The organism is Bradyrhizobium sp. WYCCWR15520, from assembly GCF_056174665.1.
Genome location: NZ_JBWBWM010000003.1, coordinates 71973 through 93991, shown reverse-complemented (window position 1 = coordinate 93991; position 22019 = coordinate 71973). Strand labels below are relative to the sequence as shown.

Sequence of the window (22019 nt, the reverse complement as noted above, 5' to 3'; positions counted from 1 at the left end):
CAAGAACATCCCGCGGGAGGGAAGGCATGAGCAAGGCTCTCGCCGTCTTCCACGGCCGGTTCGGTCGCGCGACGGTCTATCAGTTGAACCGCCCCTTCAACATGCACGCGCATCGTGAAGGGCACCTGATCTTTCATGTCGGTGGAACGCCAGCGCGCATTGACGTGTGCGATGAGCGATGGCTTCTCGCAGAAGATTCCATTGTCGCCATCAACCCCTGGGAACCACACAACTTTGTCCCGACGGATGTGGAGAACGGCGCGATCTTCTTCGTGCTCTACGTCAACGCCGAATGGTTCGCTCCCGACGCGGCGCGGGCTCACGGCCTGCGGTTCGGCCACACCTGTTTCAAGCGCACGGTCGCCCTCGACAGGCATATCAGGCGAACCGCGGCGCTGGTCTGCGGCGCACCATCGCTGAGCAGTCTCGATTGCGAACTCAGGCAGTTGATCGACGGTTGCTATGACGAGAGCTGGCAGAGTTCCGAGCCGGTGCAGGAGACGCGCACCGCCAGCGCCATCACCGACTTTCGCGTCCGCAAATCCATCAAGCTGATGTCCGAAAGCCCGGGCGCGGAGATCGAGCTGGATTCGATCGCGCGGGCGTCCGGGCTGTCGCGCCCGCACTTCTACCGGCTGTTCCGCACCCAGACCGGCGTCACCCCGAACCTCTATCTCAATACACTGATCATGGAACAGGCGCTGGACGCGCTCGTCGCGACCGAGGTGCCGATCGCCGATATCGGCTTCGATCTCGGCTTCTCCTCCCAGAGCGGTTTCACCCGTTTCTTCGCCGCCAATGTCGGAATGGCGCCGACGGAATACCGCCGCGCCGCCAAAGTGTTGCGCCCCTGAGCGCAGAGCGCGCGAAAAGATACTGACAATCAAGTGCAAGGTCCGCGGCCCCATTAGGATGGTCCCAAAACGCGAGCCGAAACGGCCGCGGCGTCTGGGAGGACGGCATGGTGACGGCCGCGCTGCTACCGTGACAAGATTCATCGAACGCCATCCGGCATGGGCGCTGATCGCACTTGTCGCGGTCGCGGTGCTGTTGTGGCTGATCCTCGCCGTCTGGCCACCCGGCCTCGAAGAGGCATTCGGCAGGAAGCGGGTCTTTCTCAACGCCGTCTTCAACGGCATCACGCTCGGCGGCCTCTACTTCCTGGTCGCGAGCGGATTCACGCTGATCTTCGGCCTGATGCGCAACGTCAATCTGGCGCATGGCTCGCTCTATCTGTTCGGCGGCTATATCGGTTACGCCATCAGCGCCTGGACCGGTTCCTGGATCCTCGGCTTCATCATCGCGTTTCTCGGTGTCGCCCTGGTCGGCATCGTGCTGCAAATCGTGGTCTTCCGCCGCATGGAAGGGCAGGATCTGCGCCAGACCATGGTCACGATCGGGCTCTCGATCGTGTTTGCCGATCTGATGCTGTGGGCATTCGGCGGCGATTTCTATCAGATCCAGACCCCGAGCTGGCTGGTCGGACCGGTCGAATTGCCGCTGGTCACCGCGGTCAGATCCTCCGGCGAGGCGGTGTATCTGCGCTATCCGCTGGTGCGGCTCGTGATCTTCGTTGCGGCGGTGGTGATCGGCATCGCGATGTGGCTGGCGCTCAACCGGACCCGCGTCGGCATGATGGTGCGCGCCGGCGTCGATGACCGCGACATGCTCGCCGCCACCGGCGTGCCGATCCAGCTCGTCTTCGTGGCCGTGTTCGCGCTGGGCGCCGGGCTTGCCGGCATCGCGGGCGTCGTCGGCGGAACCTTTCAGTCGATTTCGCCGGGCGAGGACACTCGCTTTCTGCTGGCGTCGCTCGTCGTCGTGATCGTCGGCGGCATGGGATCGATCCCTGGCGCGGCGCTGGGCGCGGTCATCATCGGTCTCGCCGAGCAGCTTGGCTCCGTCTACATCCCGACCTACGCGATCGTGGTGACCTTCCTCATCATGGTGCTGGTGCTGGCGCTGCGGCCGCAGGGCCTTCTGGCGAGGCGCTGACATGTCGCTGATCCAGGGCGTCCAACCTCAGACCAGTCAGCCGGCAGCGGCGCGCGCAGCGTGGCTGGCGTGGCCGGAATTCAACAAGCCGGCCGTCTGGCTGGTCGGCGTGATCCTGCTGATCATGCCGTTCATCGCCAACGGGTTCTTCCTGATCGAGATCTTCGCCACGACGATGATCCTCGGGACTATCGCCCTCAGCCTGATGTTCCTCGCCGGCTATGGCGGCATGGTCAGCCTGATGCAGCTCACCGTCGCCGGCTTTGCCGCCTATATGGTCGCGGTGTTCGGCATGAGCGCCAACACCAATATCAGCCTCGGTTGGCCGTGGTGGCTGGCAACGCCGATGGCGCTGGTGCTCGCGACCGCCTTCGGCACGCTCGGCGGCGCGCTCGCGGTGCGCACCGAGGGCATCTACACCATCATGATCACGCTGGCGATCGGCGCGGCCTTCTACTATTTCACCAACCAGAACTGGGCGATCTTCGGCGGCCATACCGGCATCAACACGGTCGCGACGCCGAAATTCTGGGGCGTCGACTGGCGTTCCGACATCCCCTTCTATTACGTCACGCTCGTCGTCGCGGCGCTCTGCTATTTCGCCGTTCAATATGCCTCGCGCGCGCCGTTCGGCCTCGCACTGCAGGGCGTGCGCGACAATCCCCGCCGCATGGCGGCGCTCGGTTTCAATGTCAACGCGCACCGCGTGGCAGCCTACGCGTTCGCGGCCTTCATCGCCGCGCTCGGCGGCGTCCTGCAGGTCTGGAACTACCGGCAGATCTCACCCGGCTCGGTCAGCGTCGGCGCCTGCATCGACATCCTGATTATTGCCGTGGTCGGCGGCATCAGCCGTCCCGTCGGCCCCTATATCGGCGCCTTCATCTTCGTCATCCTGCGCACCTTCGCGCTCGATCTGCTGGTCAAGTTCGGTCTCGACGGCAACCGCTTCCGGCTGCTGATCGGGCTCGGCTTCCTCGCCATCGTGTTCTGGTCGTCGGATGGCGTGATCGGACTGTGGGAGCGCTGGCGTCGCCGGGCTGCGGCCACTGACGCTCATCCAGGCGGAGGGAAGCCGCATGGATAACGTCGCGCCACGCTTTTCATCGGTGGCTGCCGGCGCTGCGCTGGAACTGCGCGGCGTGACGCGGCTGTTCGGCGCGCTCGCGGCACTGACCGACGTCACCATCACGGTTCGCCCGGGCGAACGCCGCGCCGTGCTCGGCTCCAACGGCGCCGGCAAGACCACGCTGTTCAATTGCGTGACCGGTGATTTTCCGCCGTCATCCGGCACCATCCGCTTCTTCGGCGAGGACATTACCCACTTCCCGCCCTATGAGCGGATCAGGCGCGGCCTCCGCCGCACCTACCAGATTTCAGCGCTATTCCCCGGCCTCACGGTTCGGGACAATGTCTACCTCGCCTGCCGCGGCGTTTCCCGCGGACGATTTTCCGTACTGCGTCCGGGCACGAACGACGCCCTCATGCATGCGACTGAAGCTCTGATCCAGGCCGTGCACCTGACAGCGGTCAGGGAGCAACGCGTCGCGGAACTCGCGCACGGCCAGCAGCGGCAGCTCGAGATCGCGCTCGCACTCGCCGGCGCCCCGCGCTTCATCCTGTTCGACGAACCGGCCGCGGGCCTCTCCCCCACCGAGCGGCGCGAGCTGATCGAAATCCTGACGTCGCTGCCCGCCCACATCGGCTACATCATCATCGAGCACGACATGGATGTCGCGCTGCGCGTCGTCGAAAGTGTCACGATGATGCACAACGGCCGCGTCTTCAAGGAGGGGCTGCCGCACGAAATCGAGGCCGACCCAGAGGTGCAGGAACTCTATCTGGGGGCCGGACATGAGTGAGGTCCGCCGCTCCGCACCCGCGCTCGAAGTCAGGGGCCTCGACGTTTACTACGGCCACTCGCATGCGCTGCAAGGCGTCGACCTGACATTGGATTCCGGCGTGTTCTCGGTGGTCGGCCGTAACGGCATGGGCAAGACCACGCTGTGCAAGACCATCATGGGTCTGCTGCGGGCGAGCGGCGGTTCGGTCCGGGTCCGCGGCGAGGACATCACCCGCCTCAGCCCGGCGCGGATCGCGCAAGCGGGCGTCGGCTATGTGCCGCAGGGACGTCGGTTGTGGCGGTCGCTCAGCGTCGACGAACACTTGCGATTGGCAGCCAGCATGCGCCGCGGCGCCTGGACCATCGATCGCATCTACGAAACATTTCCCCGCCTTGCCGAGCGCAAGGACCATGGCGGCGGCCAGCTCTCCGGCGGCGAGCAGCAGATGCTGGCGATCTCGCGCGCGCTGCTGACCAATCCGCAGCTTCTCATCATGGACGAGCCGACCGAAGGGCTTGCGCCCGTCATCGTCGCCCAGGTCGAGGAAATGCTGGTAAGTCTCGGCGAAGACGGCGACATGTCGGTGCTCGTGATCGAGCAGAATATCGGCGTCGCCACCGCGATCTCCAAAAATGTGGCGATCATGGTCAATGGCCGCGTCAACCGCATCATCGACTCCGCACGCCTGGCCGCCGACCGCGAATTGCAGCAACGCCTGCTTGGCGTCGGTGTCGTTGGAGTCCATGCCGAGCCGGACTCGGATATCGACGCCGCCGATGCCAGCGCCGAGGCCAAGGCGCGTCCCGTGCCTCCGCGCGCGTCAAGCACGGCGCCAGTCCGGATCTATATCTCCAATCCCACCTTGCCGACACGTTGGTCGCAGCCGGCCCCCATTGCGCGCATCGAGGGCGCAGCGCGCACGCTTTCGGCGGGCGTTACGCGCATCGAAGACGCCACCCGGCAAAGGCGCCAGGCCGGCGCCATCGTACCAAGCGCGTCCGGACCACCCGTCGTCCTCGTCGTCGGAACGCTCGATACCAAGGGCGAAGAGCTACGCTTTATCCGCGACGTGATCGCCGGTCAGGGCTTGCGGACGCGCCTGGTCGACGTCTCCACCAGCGGCAAGCTCTCCACCTGCGACGTCTCCGCGCAGGAAATCGCGCTCAACCATGGGCGTGGCGGGTCGAGCGTGTTCGGCGCCGATCGCGGCGCGTCGGTCTCCGCGATGGCGGATGCCTTCGCCAACTGGCTGCGCCGTCAGGGCAATGTCGCCGGCATTATTTCAGCGGGCGGCTCCGGCGGCGCCTCGCTGGTCGCGCCAGGCATGCGCGCCCTTCCCGTCGGCGTGCCAAAGCTCATCATCTCGTCGGTCGCATCGGGAGATGTCGGACCCTATGTAGGCCCTGCCGATATCACCATGATGTATTCGGTCACCGACGTGCAGGGCCTCAACTCGATCTCGCGCGCCGTTCTCGCCAACGGCGCCAACGCCATCGCCGGCATGGTGAAGGCGCGTCTCGACAATCAGGCCGCGAATGAGCGCAGGGCGCAGGCCGATCTGCCGGCTATCGGCATCACCATGTTCGGCGTGACGACGCCGGCCGTGCAGAAGATCGCGGCCGACCTGCGCAACGATTTCGAGTGCCTCGTCTTCCACGCCACCGGCGTCGGCGGCCGCTCGATGGAGAAGCTGGTCGATTCCGGAATGCTCGCCGCCGTCGTCGATCTCACGACGACGGAAGTCTGCGATCTCCTGATGGGCGGCGTATTCCCCGCCACCGACGACCGCTTTGGTGCGATCATCCGCAGCCGCCTGCCCTTCATCGGCTCGGTCGGCGCGCTCGACATGGTCAATTTCGGCGGGCCCGACACCATTCCCGATCGCTATCGCCAGCGCAAATTCCACGTTCACAATCCGCAGGTGACCTTGATGCGCACCACGCCGGAAGAGAACGACCGGATGGGGCGCTGGATCGGCGACAAGCTCAACCGCATGGACGGGCCGGTACGTTTCTTTCTCCCCGAAGGCGGCGTCTCCGCACTCGATGCACCGGGCCAGCCGTTCTGGGATCCGGAGGCGGATGCGGCGCTGTTTACCGCGCTGGAACGCAGCGTACGCCAGACCGGCAACCGCCAGCTCATCCGCATCAAGCGCCACATCAACGAGCCCGAATTTGCATCCGCCATCGTCAACGCGCTCCGCCCTCTGGTCGGACGCCCGGGGACACGTCGGAAAGTCGCGAGGTGACCATGGCGAAATTCGAACGTTCAGCCATCCTGAAGAAGTTCCGCACCATGGCCGCCAAGGGCGAGCCGATCGTCGGCGGCGGCGCCGGCACGGGGCTATCAGCCAAATGCGAGGAGGCCGGCGGCGTCGACCTGATCGTCATCTACAATTCCGGTCGCTACCGCATGGCCGGACGCGGCTCTCTCGCCGGCCTGATGCCTTACGGCGACGCCAATGCCATCGTGGTGGAGATGGCCGGCGAGGTGCTCCCGGTCGTGACCAGGACGCCAGTGCTGGCCGGCGTCAACGGCACGGACCCGTTCCGCGACATGGATACCTTCCTCGATCAGCTCAAGGCGCTGGGCTTTGCCGGCGTGCAGAACTTTCCGACCGTCGGGCTGATTGACGGCGTGTTTCGCGCCAATCTCGAAGAGACCGGCATGTCGTACGCGCTGGAGATCGACATGATCGCCAAGGCGCGCGACAAGGACATGCTGACCACACCCTATGTGTTCAGCGAGAGCCAGGCGACCGCGATGGCGATCGCGGGCGCCGACATCATCGTCTGCCATCTCGGCCTGACCACCGGCGGCGCGATCGGGGCGCACACCGCGCCGAAGCTCGAAGACTGTCCGGAACAGATCGACACCTGGGCATCGGCGGCGCTCAGCGTCAATCCGGACATACTCGTGCTGGCCCATGGCGGCCCCATCGCCGAGCCAGATGATGCCGACTTCATCATGAAACACACGCGCAAGTGCCACGGCTTCTACGGTGCCTCCTCGATGGAGCGCCTGCCGGTGGAGCGGGCGCTCACGGAACAGGTTCGTAAATTCAAGGCGATCGGCGCGCGATAACGCCGAGACCAAAGGGAGGAGAAGATGTCGGGGACTCTGGTTGGCGAGTTGATCCTCTGGCTGATTGTTGCGATCGTCGTGATCGCCATCGTCGTCTATATCGTGAACTGGCTCTACCACCGTTCGTCGAAGGAGGTGTCCTTCGTCCGCACCGGTCTGTTGGGCGAACGCGTCGTGATCAACGGCGGCGCCTTCGTGCTGCCGTTCATTCACGACTATACGCCCGTCAACATGAACGTGCTGCCGATGGGCATCGTGCGGTCCAAGCATGACGCCGTCATCACCCGCGACCGCATGCGCATCGACATCGAGGCCGATTTCTATGTGCGGGTGCAGCCGACCCGCGAGGCGGTCGCGATTGCCGCGGCCACGCTCGGAAGGCGCACGCTCGAACCCGAGCAGTTGCACGCTTTGCTGTCCGGTAAATTCGTTTCGGCAATCCGCTCGGTCGCCGCGGAAATGACCATGGAGCAGATGCACGAGCAACGCGGCGAATATGTCGCCCGCGTCAAGGCCGCCGCCGCCGAGGCGCTGGCCCAGAATGGACTTGAGCTCGAATCCGTCGCCATCACCGACCTCGACCAGACCGACCTGGAATATTTCAATCCGTCGAACCGGTTCGACGCCGAGGGTCTGACCCGCCTGATGGAGGACATCGAGGCCAGGCGCAAGCTGCGCAACGACATCGAACAGGATTCGATGATCAAGATCCGCTCCCGCAACCTCGAAGCCGAACGGCAGGCACTGGAGATCGAGCGCGAAAGCGAGACCGCCCGCCTCGAACAGGAACGTGACATCGAGATGCGCCGCGCGCTGCAGCGCACGGAAGTGGCGCGCGAACGCGCATTGCGCGAGACGGAGGCCGAACAGGCGCAGATTTCCGCCCGCGAGGCGATCGAGAAGGCCCGCATCGCCAACGAGCTTGCGATCGCCGAAGCCCGCATCGCCTCCGAGCGGGAAACAAGACACCGCGAGATCGAGCGGACGCGCGCAGTCGAGGAAAAGGAACTACTCGCGCGCGAGGAAATCGAAAAGGCCAAAATTGCCAACCAGCGCGCGGTCGATACCGCCCGCATCGCCTCCGAGCGCGAGGTTCGGCAACGTGACATCGAACGCACGCGATCGGTCGAGGAAGCCGAGATCACCGCACGCGAAGCCGTCGAGAAGGCGCGCATCCAGCAGGATCGCGTCATCACCGACGCGCGGATCGCCAATGAGGAGGAAACCCGCAGGCGCGAGATCGAACGCACCCGCGCGGTCGAGGAAGCCGAAATCGCGGCGCGCGAGGCGACCGAGAAGGCGCGCATCGCCCAGACCACGATCGTCAACGTCGAGCGCATCGCCTCCGATGAGCGCACCCGCTCGCTGGAGATTGCGCAGGTTCGCATCATTCAGGAAGCAGAGATCGAGGCGCAGAAGGCGGTGGAAGCGGCACGGATTGCGCGAGAGCGGACGCTGGCCGCGGAGCGGATCGGCGCCGAGCACTCCACCCGCAAGCTGGAAATCGAACGCAACCAGGCGCTGGAAGTCGCAGGGATCACCGCGCGCGAGGCAACGGAAGCCTCACGTATTGCCCAGGAAGAGCGTGTTCGCTCGCTCGAAATCGCGCGCAACCGCACGATCGAGGAAGCTGACATCGCCTCGCGCGAAGCCATCGAGGCCGCGCGCATTGCCCAGGAGAAGGTAATCGCCGCCCAGCGCATCCGGGCCGAGAAGGAAACACGGGGACTGGAGATCGAGCGCACCGAATCCATTGAGACCGCCGAACTCAAGCGGCGCGATGCGATCGAACGGCGGCGCGTCGAGGTCGAACTGGCGCTGGAGGCCGAGCGTATCGCCTCGTCCAGGACGCGCGAGGTGCTCAATATCGACCAGAAGAGAGCGGTTGAGATCGCCGACGAGGAGCGCGTGATTGCGCTCGCTGCCAAGCGCTCCGAGCGGATCGACGCCGACCGTCAGGTCAAGCAGGCCGAGATCATCGCGCGCAAGGAAGTCGAGACAACAGATGTCTCGCGCGAACAGGCGCTCGAAGCGGCCCGGCTTTCCCGCCGGCGCGCGATCGAACAGCTCGAAGTCGCCCGCGTCCAGGCGCTGCAGGAAGCCGAGATCGCCTCCCGCGAGGAAGTCGAGCGCGCCCGCATCGCCTCTGACCGTGGCCTCGACGAAGCGCGCATCGGCCGCGAGCGCGACCTGCGCAAACTGGAAGTCGATCGCGAGAAGGAAGTCGAAACGGCGCTGATGGAAAAGGCGATCGCCCTCTATCAGAAGTCGCTGGAGGAATCCGCCGCCAAGGTGGCAGCCGAGGATGCACGCGTGGGGGCGACCGAGGCGGCCGAGCGCGTCGTCACCGCCCGCGAAAGCGAGATCGCCAAGCGGCGCAAGACCATCGAGGTGCTGCTTGCAGAGAAGCAAGCCGAGGAAACAAGGATCGCGGCCGAAGCCGAGCGCGTGCGCGCCGCCGTCGAGGCCGAGGCGCAACGGCTGCTCAACGAAGCCGAAAACGTGCTCACCGACCAGGCGCGCTACTCGCTGTTCCGCCGCAAGCTGCTCGACCGCATCGAGGGCATCGTGCGCGAGAGCGTCAAACCGATGGAAAAGATCGAGGGCATCCGGATTCTCAGTGTCGACGGCCTGAACGGCAATGGCACGGGCGGTGGTGGCGGCCGCAGCGCCACCGACGAGGTGATCGACTCGGCGCTGCGTTATCGCGTGCAGGCGCCGCTGATCGACTCGATTCTCTCCGACATCGGCGTCGAGGGCGGCAGCCTCGCCAAGATGCCCGGCCTCATTCGCGAAGCGCGCGACATGCAGGGCATCAAGGAATCGGCGCGCAAGGCCGGCCCGAGCAAGCCCGATGCACCCCCAGCCCCCGACGCCACCGGCGCGCCGGCCGCCGAACGCGGACCGCGCAAGAAAGGGTAAGAACACGCCATGGCCCGCGTCTACGTCTCCACCGTCGTCAACGCACGCAACGACCGCGTCTGGGCGCGCGTGCGTGATTTCAACGGGATGCCCAACTGGCATCCCGCGATCGCGGAGAGCCGCATCGAGGGCGGGGAGCCCGCCGACAAGATCGGCTGCGTGCGCGATTTTCGCCTGCGCAACGGCGATCGCATTCGCGAAAAGCTGCTCGGGCTCTCGGACTACGACATGTTCTGCACCTACTCCATTCTGGAATCGCCGATGGGGGTGGAGAACTACGTCGCTACCTTGCGGCTGACGCCGGTGACCGACGGCGACCAGACCTTTCTCGAATGGACCGCCGAGTTCGACTGCGCGCCGGAGCGGGAGAACGAACTCGTCAACAATATCGGCTTGGGCGTGTTCCAGGGCGGATTCGACGCGCTGAAGCGCGGCTTCGGAGGCTAGCGTGCCGCATATCGTCAAAAGCACGATCCTCGACGCGCCGACCGGCGCGGTCTGGAACGTGCTGCGCGATTTCAACGGCCACGACCGCTGGCATCCGGCGGTGGCGACCAGCACGATCGAGCGCGCGCAGGCCTCCGACAAGATCGGCTGTGTCAGGCGCTTCAAGCTGCAGGATGGCTCGGAGCTGCGCGAGCAATTGCTGGCGCTGTCGGACCTCGAACAGACCTTCAGCTATTGCCTGCTCGATACGCCGATCCCGATGTTCAACTATGTCGCCCATGTCCGCCTGCTGCCGGTCACCGACGGCGACCGCACCTTCTGGCACTGGGAATCCAGGTTCACCACGCGGCCTGCGGATGCCGAGCGGCTGACGCAGATGGTCGCGGAACAGATCTATCAAGCCGGCTTCGACGCCATTCGCCGGCATCTGAAGGAGGCCGCATGAAAGCGGAGGAGCCACGATGCCCGTCACGGTGAAGACATTTGCAAGCTTCGGCGAGGCGGCCTCAGCATTGTCGTCCGACCGTAGCGCGCGCTATCTCGGCGGCGGCACGCTGGTCATGCGCGCGCTCAACGAAGGCGACGTCTCGATCTCGACCGTCGTGCGTGCGACCGATCAGGCGCTGTCCCGCATCGACGTGGCCAGCTCGCGGGTCACGCTCGGCGCCGGCGTCACCTTCGCAAGAATTCTGGCCGAGCGCGATCTTGCCTTTCTGCACGCGCCTGCGCGTTCGATCGGCGGGCCGGCCGTGCGCAATATGGGCACGGTGGGCGGCAATCTGTTCGCGCCCACCCCCTATGGCGACTTCACCGTCGCGCTGCTCGCGCTCGACGCCGCCGTGTCGGTGCAGGGCGGCCTGGGCGCCCGCGACATGCCGATCGAGGAATTTTTGCAATCCCGCGAACGCCAAAGCGGCGCGCTGGTGCTGGCGGTTTCCTGTCAGAGACCAGCGAGCACTGAGGCCTTCCGTTATCGTAAGATCGCCCGCATCAAGCCGAAGGGCGGCTCGGTGATCACGCTGGCGGCGCACCTGCCGTTGAGCGGCGGCCGAATTTCAGGCGCCCGCATCGCCCTCGGCTCGATGGCCGCGACGCAAATTCGCGCCAGAGCCTCCGAGCGCGCCCTGGAAGGACGCTCGCTTGACGATTCCGCAATCAGCGCTGCCGCCGCGGCCGCAACAGAGAGCGTATCGCCCGCAGACAACGCCCTTGGCAGCGCCTGGTATCGCCGCGAGATCGTCGGCGTTCATCTTCGCCGCCTGCTGTCGGGCCTGGAGTAAGCAATCATGACCAAGACCCCGCTCCAGTTTCGTCACAATGGCCGCGACGTCGCCTTGTTCGTCGACGGTGGCGTCAATCTCCTGGTCGCGCTGCGCGAATTGATCGGCGACATGACGCCGAAATTCGGCTGCGGCCAGGGCGGCTGCGGCGCCTGCAGCGTGCTGATCGACGGCGAACTGCATCTATCCTGCCTGACGCTGGCGGAAACCGTGAACGGCCGCTCGATCGAAACGCTCGACGGGCTGAAGGATGGACCCAACCTGCATCCGCTGCAGCGTGCCTTCATGGAGCAGTTCGCGGCGCAGTGCGGCTACTGCACGCCCGGCATGCTGATGGCGGCGAAAGCGCTGCTCGACCGCAACCCTTCGCCGACCCGCGCCGAGGTCATCGAGGCGATCTCCGGCAACATCTGCCGCTGCACCGGCTACGAGCCGATCATCAACGCCGTCCTCGCCGCCGCCACGAGCGGACGCGCCCGCGCTTAGAGGGAACGACCATGCTGGAATTGCGCAAGGACATCTTCGCCGACGAGCGCGATGATAATTTGAAAGAGATCGGAAAGGGCACGCAGCGCCAGGACATGCTCGGCCATGTCACGGGCACCTCGACTTATTTCGACGATCACAAGCTGCAGGGCATGCTGCATCTCAAGGTGCTGCGCAGTCCGCATGCCCACGCCCGCCTGCGACGCATCGACACGATGGAAGCGGAGCGTTCACCCGGCGTGCGGCGCATCATCCGCGGGGCCGACGTGCCGATCAATCTCAACACGTTGCTCAGCCTGATCAACTTCGGCAAGGACGACGAGCCGTCGCTCGCCGTCGACAAGGTGCGCTACAAGGGCGAGCCGATCGTCGCTGTCGTTGCCGACAGCCCGCGTGAGGCCTATGAGGCCATCGCAAAAGTGCGTGTCGACTATGAACCGCTACCCGCCGTGTTCGACGTCGAGGACGCCTTGAAATCCGGCGCGCCCGTCGTCAACGAAACCTATCCCAGGAACACCTTCGTCTATCACGATGTCTACGACCATCAGAAGCTGCGCTTCGGCGATGTCGAGCGCGGTTTTGCGGAAGCCGACCATGTGCTCGAACAGCGCTATCAGATGTCGCCGATCGAGCATGCGCCGACCGAAACCAATGGCTCGATCGCAGCGCCCGACACCAATGGACGCTACGTCGTGTATACCTCAACACAGGCACTATTCTTCTCGCTCGATACCTGCGCAAAAATCCTCGACGTCCCCTCCAACACCTTCCATTTCATCGGCGGCACCGTCGGCGGCGGTTTTGGTGGCAAGGTCGATACGCTAACCGAGCCGCTCGCCATTCTCGGCGCGATGCTGACCGGGCGTCCGGTGCGCTATCAACTCGGCCGCGAGGAGGAGATGCAATTCGGCTCCCCGCGCGGCGCCGAGCGCATCTACATCAAGGACGGCGTGATGCGCGACGGCCGCATCGTCGCCCGCAAGATCCGCGCCTATTTCGACAGCGGTGCCTATACCCGGCTCTCAAGTTACGCCGTCGTCAAATGCGTGGCTCACCTGCCGGGCCCCTATACGATCCCGAACGTCCATGGCGACGTCTACTGCGTGTTCACCAACCGGACGCCGGCGACCGCGATGCGCGGCTTCGGTGTCACGGCGATGGACTTTGCGCTCGAATGCCAGATGGACAAGCTCGCGCATCTGGTCGGTATCGATCCGATGGAGTTCCGCATCCTCAATGCCTATCGCGACGGTGACATGAAGGCGCACCGGCGCGAGGCGAAAAACACCGCATTGATCGAATGCGTGCAGGTCGCCGCCGAGAAAGCAAAATGGCCGCTGCGCGAGGAGGTGAAGCGGATGTCGTCGCGCAAGGACGGCGGCGGCAGCCGCGCGGCGATATCGCCGACGCCGCTCGAACCGGTGCCGCAGCGCACCGCCGTCTCGCAGCAGCGGACCACCTACGATCGCGCGTCTCCTGCACCGATCCACGAGCCGCCTCCCGCGCCACCCCCTCCTCCAAGGCCGCCTGCGCCATCGCCGTCACACGGCGCCACCCGCTTCTCTTCCGTTTTCGGCACCAGGAGGCGCTGACCATGGCCAAACATCGCGGACGCGGCATTGCCTCGATCAACTATCCCATTGGCATGAATCTCGGCGGCGACCCCAGCCAGGCGCTGGTTCATTCCAACCCCAGCGGCAAGTTCACGGTATCGCTGTCGTCGATCGATCTCGGCCAGGGCATGAAGTCGGTGACGCGGCAGATCTGCGCCGAAACGCTCGGCGTGCCGGTCGAGGATGTCTATGTCGATACCGCCGACTCCGACACCGGTCCGCATTGCATGGGCTCGTTCGCCTCGCGCGGCACCCATCGCGTCGGCAATGCTGTCATGGCGGCGGCCAAGGAAGCGCGCGGCGTCATGATGGAGGCCGCCGCCGAGGAGCTAGAGGTCAATGCCGCCGACCTCGACACCGACGGGCGCGGCAATATCCACGTCAAGGGCGCGCCGCACCGTTCGATCTCGACCAAGGACGTCGCCATCGCGGCGCAGTTCAAGCAGGGCAAGACGATATCCGGACGCGGCATTTTTCTGGTGCCGTTGTCGGAGGTGAACCCCGAGACCGGCGAAATGTCGCCCGCCACCTGTTACGCGCACGCCTGCCTCGTCGCCGAGGTCGAAGTCGACGACGAGACCGGCGAGGTCGCGATGGTGCGCATGGACAGTGCATATGAACTGGGTCGCGCGCTCAATCCGCGGCTCGTCGAGCAACAGCTCGTCGGCGGCGCGTGGATGGGCGTCAGCCACGCGCTGTTTGAGACACCCGAGCCTTATTATCCCGATCCGGCGCATGGCCCGCGCGACTTCGTCGAATATCTGATGCCCGGCCCCGGCGACATCTGCCCGCACGATATCGCCGTGCTGGAACGCCCTGCTGCCGACGGGCCGTTCGGCGCCAAGGGCCCCGGCGAAATGTGCGCTAATCCCGTGCTGCCGGCGGTCGCCAACGCCATCTTCAATGCCGTCGGCGTCCGGATGGATGAACTGCCGATCACCCCGGAAAAAGTCCTGCGGGCAATCAAGGCGCAGGGCGGCGCGCGGCCGCAAGCGCGGCGCTGAGGTCTTTCCATGGTGGTACGCGGCAACATCGTCGGCATCGATAGTCCGGAGGCGCTCGAACGAGCCTTGCGCACGGCGTATTACCTCGCCGACGACGGCTTGGCGACGGCTGCCTATCTGGGGCTGGCGCTCGGCAAGCCGCTGCTGCTCGAAGGCGCGCCTGGTGTCGGCAAGACCGAAGCCGCCAAGGCGATCGCCGCCGTGCTCGGCCGCCGCCTGATCCGCCTGCAATGCTATGAGGGTATCGACGCATCCGCCGCGCTCTACGAGTGGAACTATCCGCGCCAGATGCTGGCGATCCGCCAAGCCGGCGAGGAAAGCATCGACATCTACGGCGAGACCTTTCTCATCGAGCGGCCGATGCTTGCCGCTCTGCGCGCGCCCGACTCCACCGTGCTGCTGATCGACGAAATCGACCGCGCCGACCAGGAGTTCGAGGCGTTCCTGCTCGAATTTCTCTCCGATTTCCAGATTTCGATCCCCGAACGCGGCACGGTCCGCGCCGCCGAGCGCCCCGTCGTCGTGCTGACCTCGAACCGCACTCGCGACCTGCACGAAGCGTTGCGTCGCCGCTGCGTCTATCACTGGATCGATTATCCCACCGCCGAGCGCGAGGCGCGCATTGTGATGATGCGGGCATCGAGCGTTGCCGAATCCACGGCGCGTGCCGTCGTCGCCGCCGTCGGCAAGCTGCGGCGCGAGCCGCTGAGCAAGGCGCCGGGCATTGCGGAAGCCGTGGACTGGGCGGAAGCGGCCACGCTGTTGCACGCGCGCGGCGCGCGCTGGCCGGAAGCCTTCAAACGCTCGATCGGCGTCGCGCTCAAGGACGAGGAGGATCTCACCTTCATCTCCGGCCGCCTCGATGCCCTGATTGCGGAGGCTGCGGCGTGAGCGAGGAACTTCGATTACCGCGCGCCGCCGGCGTCTTCGTGTCCTTTGTCGCGTTGCTGCGCGTCAACGGCTTCGCGGTCGCGCCGGAACAGACAACGGCGTTCCTGGCGGCGATCGAGCTTCTCGGCCCGCGCAGCATGGACTCGATCCGGCAGGCCGGGCTGGCGACACTCGCCCCGCCGCCCGAGCGGCGCGCGACTTACGATCGGCTGTTCGACCTTCATTTCCTCGGCAGCGAGGCGGTGGATCATGCCGGCGCGGAAGATGAAGAAGTGGTTCGTCTACAGGAGGAAGGCCGCGGCCAGGACGAAACATTGCTGGCCGACGAGGCCAATGAATCCGGGCTTGTTGCAGCCCGCGCCGAGGCGCTGGTCGAACGCCGCTTCGCGCCAAGCCAAACCGGCGATGCCCTCCGCCGGCTTGCACGCGAGGCGCCCACGCGTCTGCCCCGGCGGCGCGGCCACCGGCGCATGCGCGCCCGGCGCGGCCCTTGGGCTGATCTCCGCCGCACCTTGCGTGAGAGCGTGCGCAATGACGGCGAGGTGCTGCGGCTCGGCCGGCTGAAACGGCGCACCCGCCCGCGCAAGGTGCTGCTCTTGATCGACGTCTCCGGTTCGATGAAGGGACGCACCGACGACAATATGAAGCTCGCACATGCCGTGGTGCATGCGGCTCCCAATGTCGAGGTGTTCACCTTCGGCACCAGGCTCACCCGTGTCAGCCGCGCGCTCCGTCTCAAGCGCCGCGAGCAGGCGCTGTCGGCCGCCGCCCATCTGGTCAGCGACTGGGACGGCGGCACCCGGATCGGCGATGCGCTGCAGGCTTTCCTGGCGGTGCCGCGGTTCGGCGGTTATGCGCGCGGCGCCGCGGTCGTCATCCTGTCCGACGGTCTTGAGCGCGGCGATCCCTCTGCGTTGCGCGATGCCGTCGCAAAATTGTCGCAGCGCGCCTGGCGGCTGAGCTGGCTGACGCCGCTCGCCACAGGTCCGAGTTTTCAACCGCAGACCGAAGCGCTGATCGCAATCCGCCATTTCGTGGATGATCTGGTCGACGGCGGATCATCAGCCGCGATCGTTTCGCACGTTCTCTCGCTTGGACAAAGGAAGGCCGCGTGACCGACATCGTCGATGCCCATCATCATATCTGGCGTCAGGCTGACCTGCCTTGGCTTGTTGGTCCGATGCAGCCGCGCATCTTCGGCCCCTACGAGCCGATCCGGCGCGACTATCCGATCCAGGAATATCTCGATGATCTCGCGGGCTCCGGCGTGACCCGCTCGGTCTATGTGCAGACCAACTGGGCCAATGATCGCTTCGAGGACGAAACCGCCTGGGTGCAGGAAACCGCGAAGGATCATGGCTGGCCACACGCGATCGTCTCCTACGCCGATTTCAACGTCGACGATGTCCGCCCGCAGCTCGATCGTCTCGCGCACTATCCCTTAGTGCGCGGCGTACGCATGCAATTGCACTGGCACGAAAACCCGCTCTATCGCTTTGCGGCCCGACCGGACCTCTGCGCCGATCCGAAGATCCGGCGCAATATCGCGCGGCTCCCCGATTATGGCTTCAGCTTCGACCTGCAGGTATTCGCACCCCAGATGGCGGATGCTGCGGGCCTCGCCGAATCCTGTCCCGATGTCACCTTCATCCTGCAGCACGCCGGCATGCTGGAAGACCTCTCGCCGCACGGCCGATCGGCGTGGCGTGACGGCATGACCCGGCTCGCCGCCTGCCCTAACGTCGTCTCAAAACTCTCCGGCCTCGGCACCTTCATCCATCGCAACGATCCCGTGCACGTTGCCTCCATTCTCACCGATACGGTGGCGATCTTCGGCGCCGATCGCTGCCTGTTCGGCTCCAATTTTCCGATCGAAAAACTCTGGACGACCTATCGCGAGTTGATCGACGCCTTTCTCGCCGCCACGGCCTCGCTTGCCGCCGATCAGCGCGACGCCGTTCTGCGAACGACTGCCATGCGCGTCTACCGACTGGACCGATGACGGCGCGCGTATCGACAATTAAAAGAATATGGGAGGGAACATATGCCGCTTGAGATCAAGATCCTCGACTACGGGGATATCGAACTGGAATCGAGCTTTCTCGTGCTCGGCCGCGATTGCGGCCGTACCCGCCGCGTCCTGACGCTCGGCTTTCTGATCGTCGGCGGCCCCTATCCGGTCGTGGTCGACACCGGCTATCGCTCCAACCAGATCATGGAAACGCTCGGCATGCGCGGGCTCCAGTTCCACGAGAACATGATCGAGAACCAGCTCGCGCGCCACGGCGTGCGCATGGGCGACGTCCGCTACGTCTGCCACACTCATCTACATATCGACCACGCCGGCAAGGACGATCTGTTTCCGATGAACACGACGGTGGTGCTCAACCGCAAGGAGCTGGAATATTCCGTCTCCGGCCTGATGCACCCGCAATATCCGGCGCCCGATATCAAGCACCTGATCGACCGTTTGCACACCAAGAGCGCGCTGCGCTTCCTCGATCTCGAAGTAACCGGCCCGGTCGAACTGATGCCCGGCGTCTATTGCGAGGCCGCCAACGCCCACACCGAAGGCTCCATGAACATCCATGTTCATACCGCCGATGGCATCGCCACCATCTGCGGCGATGTGATCTACGATTTCAACGACCAGATCGTCACCCCCTTCCACGAGATCCATGACGCCGAACCGCGAACGACCGGCAATCACGGCACCAGCAAGCGCGCGGAGAAGGCGGCAATCAAAAAACTCCTGAGCAGTTCGCGCTACCTGCTCCCGGTCCACGACCGCCCTGCCAAGATCGAGGGTGGCAATGTCGTCGGCCGGCTGCACGATCAGGTGCCTGGCCCCGTGGTGCAGAGCCTGCCCCAGCGCAACTGGTTCCCGGCCTGAGCGCTGAAAGGACGGACCGATGACGCACGTCACGCTGCGCCCCGAGTTCGAAACCCTGATCGACCCCTATGCGCCGGTCGGCCAGGTCGGCACCGGCTTTGATTTCACGGAAGGCCCTATCTGGCATCCAACGCATCATTATCTCTTGTTTTCGGATATGCCGGGCGACGTACGTCGGCGATGGGACGCCAAGCGCGGCGTCGTCGAGGTCAAGCGTCCCGCGAACAAATGCAACGGCATGACCTACGATGCCGAGCTCAATCTGATCGTCTGCGAGCATGCCACTTCATCCTTGATCCGCGAACGTCCCGACGGAAGGCGCGAGGTGATTGCCTCGCATTTCGAGAACCAGGAACTCAACAGCCCGAACGACGTCTGCGTCCATTCGAGTGGTGCGATCTATTTCAGCGATCCCTGGTATGGCCGCATGCCGGTCTACGGCGTCGAGCGGCCGCGCCAGCTCGGCTTCCAGGGCGTTTTTCGCGTGCCGCCCGGCGGCGGCCCGCCAAAACTCGTGGTCGACCGCCATCTGTTCGACCAGCCAAACGGCCTCTGCTTCTCACCCGATGAACGCCTGCTTTACGTCAACGACACCGTGCAGGCACTGATCCGCACCTTCGACGTCGAAGCCGATGGCTCGCTGTCCAATGCACGCGTCTTCGCCAGCGGCATCCGTTCCGAGCTCGAACCCGGCCTGCCCGATGGCATGAAGTGCGATCAGCGTGGCAATATCTGGGTCACCGCGCCAGGCGGCGTCTGGGTCTATTCGCCATCAGGCGAATTGCTCGGCAAGGTACGCGTGCCCGAACTCGTCGCCAATCTCGCCTGGGGCGGGCCTGATTTTCGCACGCTCTATCTGACCGCGACACACTCGGTCTATGCGATCCCGGTTAAAGCCGGGCCGCGCCATGAACCTTATATGAGCGGCCGGGCCTCGAGCGGTCCTGACACCAGCTCCGCTGCGCCCGCGCCTCCTCAGCTAACTGGCGGCGACATGCAGCTCGATCCGCGTCGCTGCGCCATGATCATCCAAGATCTGCAGAATGACGTCATCATGGAAGGCGGCGCATTCGCGGATTCCGGCTCGCCTGGCCACGCGCGCCAGCAGCGCGTGATCGACAATGTCCGCCGACTTTCCGAGGCGGCACGCGCCCGCGGCGTTGTCATCATCCATGTCTGGTTCATCGTCGAGCCGGGCGCCCCCGGCGTTACACTCAATGCGCCACTATTCGAGGGACTGGTCGACAGCGGCGCGATGGTGCGCGGAAGCTGGGGCGCGGCTCCCGTTCCGGGGCTTGAGCCGCGCGCCGGCGATTTTATCGTCGAGAAGATGCGGATGAGCGCCTGGGAAGGCACCCGCCTGGAGACCATCCTCAAGGCGACCGGCCGCGACATGATCATCAACACCGGCGCCTGGACCAACATGTCGATCGAGCACACCGCCCGCACCGGCGCGGACAAGGGCTATTTCATGATCGTGCCCGAAGACTGCTGCTCGACCATGAATGCGGAATGGCACAACGCCTCGATTAACTTCGCCATGCAGAACGTCGCCGTCGTCACCAACGCAGATGCGGTCATCAGGGGACTGGGATGAGCGGGCCCCAGCCATGCCAAAACTCTTTCACCTGAGCTGCTCGCCGCGCGCGGACTCGGAATCCTCCGCCGGTGCGCGGATCTTTATCGACCGCTTCCGCCAGGCACGGCCGGACTGGGACATCGACGCGATGAACCTGTGGCGCGATCACCTGCCGGAATTCGAGGGTTATGTCCTGGAGGCCAAATATGCCCGCATCAACGGGCGGCCTTTCACGGATTCGCAGCGCGATGCCTTTGCGGTCGCCGAGCGCATCGCGATCCGCTTCGCGCTTGCCGATCGCGTGCTGATTTCGACGCCGATGTGGAATTTCGGCATTCCCTACAAGCTGAAACAATGGATCGACGTCATCACGCAGCCCGGGCTGGCGTTCCGCTACGATCCGGCGCAAGGGTATCTGCCGCTGTTCAAGGACCGGCCGACGGTCGTCATCCTGGCAAGCGGCAGCGACTTCGTCACCGGCATGAATCGCGGCCGCATCGACATGGCGACGCCATACCTGCGCGAGGCGCTGCGCTTCATCGGCGTCAGCGACGTGCGCTTTGTGCCGATCGGACCGACCACCGGGCCAGCCGAGCCAATCCGCACCGCACGCGAAGCTGCGCATCGCCGACTGGCCGAGATGGCTGCGCGATTCTGACGCGCTGGCTTGGCGGAACTAGAACATTTGCGGCAATATTGCGCTTACTGGAGCGTGCCGAAGGAGATTTCCGTTGAAGTGCTATGAGCTGCAGGGACCGAACGGAATCGATGGACTTGCCCTCGTCGACAAGCCTGTGCCCGAGCCCGGCGAAGGCCAGGTGCTCGTCCGGATCAAAGCGGCAACGCTGAACTATCGCGATCTAATCACCGTCAAGGGCGGCTATGGCTCGCGCCAGAAATTTCCGCTTGTGCCGCTATCAGACGGTGCCGGCGTCGTCGAGCGGGTCGGCCCGGGCGTGCGGGAATTCGCGCCCGGTGACCGCGTCATCGGCAGCTTCTTCGAAAGCTGGATCAGCGGCGAACCGAGCGAAGCCAAGATGCGCGCTGCACTCGGCGGCTCGGTGGACGGCGTCCTCTCGGAGTATCGGATCTTTCCGAAGCATGCGCTGGTCAGAACGCCAGAGCATCTCAGCGATATCGAAGCCGCCGCGCTCCCCTGCGCCGGGGTCACGGCCTGGAGCGCGGTCGTCAAGCTCGGCGGGATAAGACCCGGTCAGCTTGTTCTGACACAGGGCACCGGCGGGGTATCCCTCTTCGCCATTCAGTTTGCGAAAATGTGCGGCGCGCGTGTCATCGCAACTTCCTCCAGCGACGGCAAGATCGAGCATTTGAAGACGCTCGGCGCAGACTTCATCTTGAACTACAAGGCGACGCCCGACTGGGGAAAGAAAGCCCGCGAATGGAGCGGCCAAGGCGTCGACCTCGTCGTGGAGGTAGGCGGGGTCGGTACGCTGAACGAATCGATACGGGCGACCAGGATCGGCGGCACGATCGCCTTTATCGGCGTGCTTGCCGGGCCGCCGTCGTCCGACTCGCGGCTGCCGTTGATGGTCATGCAGCAGCAGCGGCTGCAGGGTGTCACCGTCGGATCGGTCGAAGACCTCCAGGCGATGGTGGATGGCATGGCGACAAGTCGCATGAAGCCGGTGATCGACAGGACCTTTACGTTCGACCAGGCGAAACAGGCGTTTGCTCATATGGAGAGCGGCGCGCATTTCGGGAAGGTGGCGATCGAGATCGGCTGACCGCGACATTTCGCCATCGACTGCCGATTTCAGCAACTGGTTCCCGCTGCAAGATTTTGCCGAGTTTTGAGCGTATTCGGGGATCGACAGGCGTCTGCGCGACGGATCCTCGATACTCATGGCCACAACTGGCAACACCGAACGTACAACTCGTGCTGGTTTCAGGAATTGCCTCCGTCGCCATTAGGCTTTAAATTCCTGTAACTCGCCTCGTCGAAAAACGGGCGCCGCCCGGCGCT

At 65.0% G+C, this 22019-nt stretch carries 20 protein-coding genes; all 20 read left to right on the top strand.

The window, feature by feature from the left end:
- Positions 1-26: 26 nt before the first annotated feature.
- Positions 27-854: an AraC family transcriptional regulator gene (locus AC0QUY_RS04155; protein ID WP_161852176.1), complete on the top strand. Its 828-nt coding sequence runs from the start codon at positions 27-29 to the stop codon at positions 852-854.
- A 130-nt stretch (positions 855-984) separates the two neighbouring features.
- Positions 985-1995, top strand: coding sequence for a branched-chain amino acid ABC transporter permease (locus AC0QUY_RS04150; protein WP_161852175.1), 1011 nt, complete (start codon positions 985-987; stop codon positions 1993-1995).
- A gap of 1 nt (position 1996) precedes the next feature.
- Positions 1997-3079 (top strand): branched-chain amino acid ABC transporter permease, encoded by a 1083-nt coding sequence (locus AC0QUY_RS04145; protein WP_475385876.1) that lies wholly within the window; start codon positions 1997-1999, stop codon positions 3077-3079.
- Positions 3072-3854, top strand: a complete 783-nt coding sequence (locus tag AC0QUY_RS04140; protein ID WP_475385875.1) for an ABC transporter ATP-binding protein — start codon at positions 3072-3074, stop codon at positions 3852-3854. Before AC0QUY_RS04145 ends, AC0QUY_RS04140 begins: the two co-directional genes overlap by 8 nt.
- Positions 3847-6084 carry a Tm-1-like ATP-binding domain-containing protein gene (locus tag AC0QUY_RS04135; RefSeq protein ID WP_475385873.1) on the top strand — a complete coding sequence of 746 codons (2238 nt, stop codon included), beginning with the start codon at positions 3847-3849 and terminating at the stop codon, positions 6082-6084. The genes AC0QUY_RS04140 and AC0QUY_RS04135 overlap by 8 nt, the downstream gene beginning before the upstream one ends.
- Before the next feature lie 2 nt (positions 6085-6086).
- Complete coding sequence (locus AC0QUY_RS04130; protein ID WP_161852171.1) at positions 6087-6920, top strand: phosphoenolpyruvate hydrolase family protein; 834 nt, start codon at positions 6087-6089, stop codon at positions 6918-6920.
- Positions 6921-6944: 24 nt separating this feature from the next.
- Positions 6945-9842 carry a flotillin family protein gene (locus tag AC0QUY_RS04125; protein WP_161852170.1) on the top strand — a complete coding sequence of 966 codons (2898 nt, stop codon included), beginning with the start codon at positions 6945-6947 and terminating at the stop codon, positions 9840-9842.
- A 9-nt stretch (positions 9843-9851) separates the two neighbouring features.
- Positions 9852-10289 (top strand): SRPBCC family protein, encoded by a 438-nt coding sequence (locus tag AC0QUY_RS04120; RefSeq protein ID WP_475385872.1) that lies wholly within the window; start codon positions 9852-9854, stop codon positions 10287-10289.
- Between the two features lies 1 nt (position 10290).
- Complete coding sequence (locus AC0QUY_RS04115; protein WP_161852168.1) at positions 10291-10734, top strand: SRPBCC family protein; 444 nt, start codon at positions 10291-10293, stop codon at positions 10732-10734.
- Positions 10735-10750: 16 nt separating this feature from the next.
- The gene (locus AC0QUY_RS04110; RefSeq protein WP_161852167.1) at positions 10751-11569 is read left to right on the top strand and encodes an FAD binding domain-containing protein; all 819 of its coding nucleotides are present in this window, start codon (positions 10751-10753) and stop codon (positions 11567-11569) included.
- Positions 11570-11575: 6 nt separating this feature from the next.
- The gene (locus AC0QUY_RS04105; RefSeq protein WP_161852166.1) at positions 11576-12055 is read left to right on the top strand and encodes a (2Fe-2S)-binding protein; all 480 of its coding nucleotides are present in this window, start codon (positions 11576-11578) and stop codon (positions 12053-12055) included.
- An 11-nt stretch (positions 12056-12066) separates the two neighbouring features.
- The gene (locus tag AC0QUY_RS04100) at positions 12067-13647 is read left to right on the top strand and encodes a xanthine dehydrogenase family protein molybdopterin-binding subunit (protein WP_475385871.1); all 1581 of its coding nucleotides are present in this window, start codon (positions 12067-12069) and stop codon (positions 13645-13647) included.
- Positions 13648-13649: 2 nt separating this feature from the next.
- A complete protein-coding gene (locus AC0QUY_RS04095; protein WP_161852164.1) occupies positions 13650-14672 on the top strand; it encodes a xanthine dehydrogenase family protein molybdopterin-binding subunit in 1023 nt (340 codons plus the stop codon).
- 9 nt (positions 14673-14681) lie between these two features.
- Entirely contained in the window at positions 14682-15563 is an 882-nt protein-coding gene (locus AC0QUY_RS04090; protein ID WP_475385870.1) for an AAA family ATPase, read from the top strand.
- Entirely contained in the window at positions 15560-16678 is a 1119-nt protein-coding gene (locus AC0QUY_RS04085; protein WP_475385869.1) for a vWA domain-containing protein, read from the top strand. Before AC0QUY_RS04090 ends, AC0QUY_RS04085 begins: the two co-directional genes overlap by 4 nt.
- Entirely contained in the window at positions 16675-17565 is an 891-nt protein-coding gene (locus AC0QUY_RS04080; RefSeq protein ID WP_475385868.1) for an amidohydrolase family protein, read from the top strand. The genes AC0QUY_RS04085 and AC0QUY_RS04080 overlap by 4 nt, the downstream gene beginning before the upstream one ends.
- A 42-nt stretch (positions 17566-17607) precedes the next feature.
- Entirely contained in the window at positions 17608-18456 is an 849-nt protein-coding gene (locus tag AC0QUY_RS04075) for an MBL fold metallo-hydrolase (RefSeq protein WP_475385867.1), read from the top strand.
- Between the two features lie 19 nt (positions 18457-18475).
- Positions 18476-20053 (top strand): isochorismatase family protein, encoded by a 1578-nt coding sequence (locus AC0QUY_RS04070; RefSeq protein WP_475385866.1) that lies wholly within the window; start codon positions 18476-18478, stop codon positions 20051-20053.
- A 13-nt stretch (positions 20054-20066) separates the two neighbouring features.
- Positions 20067-20693: an FMN-dependent NADH-azoreductase gene (locus AC0QUY_RS04065; protein ID WP_475385865.1), complete on the top strand. Its 627-nt coding sequence runs from the start codon at positions 20067-20069 to the stop codon at positions 20691-20693.
- 73 nt (positions 20694-20766) lie between these two features.
- Entirely contained in the window at positions 20767-21780 is a 1014-nt protein-coding gene (locus tag AC0QUY_RS04060) for a zinc-dependent alcohol dehydrogenase family protein (protein ID WP_475385864.1), read from the top strand.
- The last annotated feature ends 239 nt before the right edge of the window (positions 21781-22019 follow it).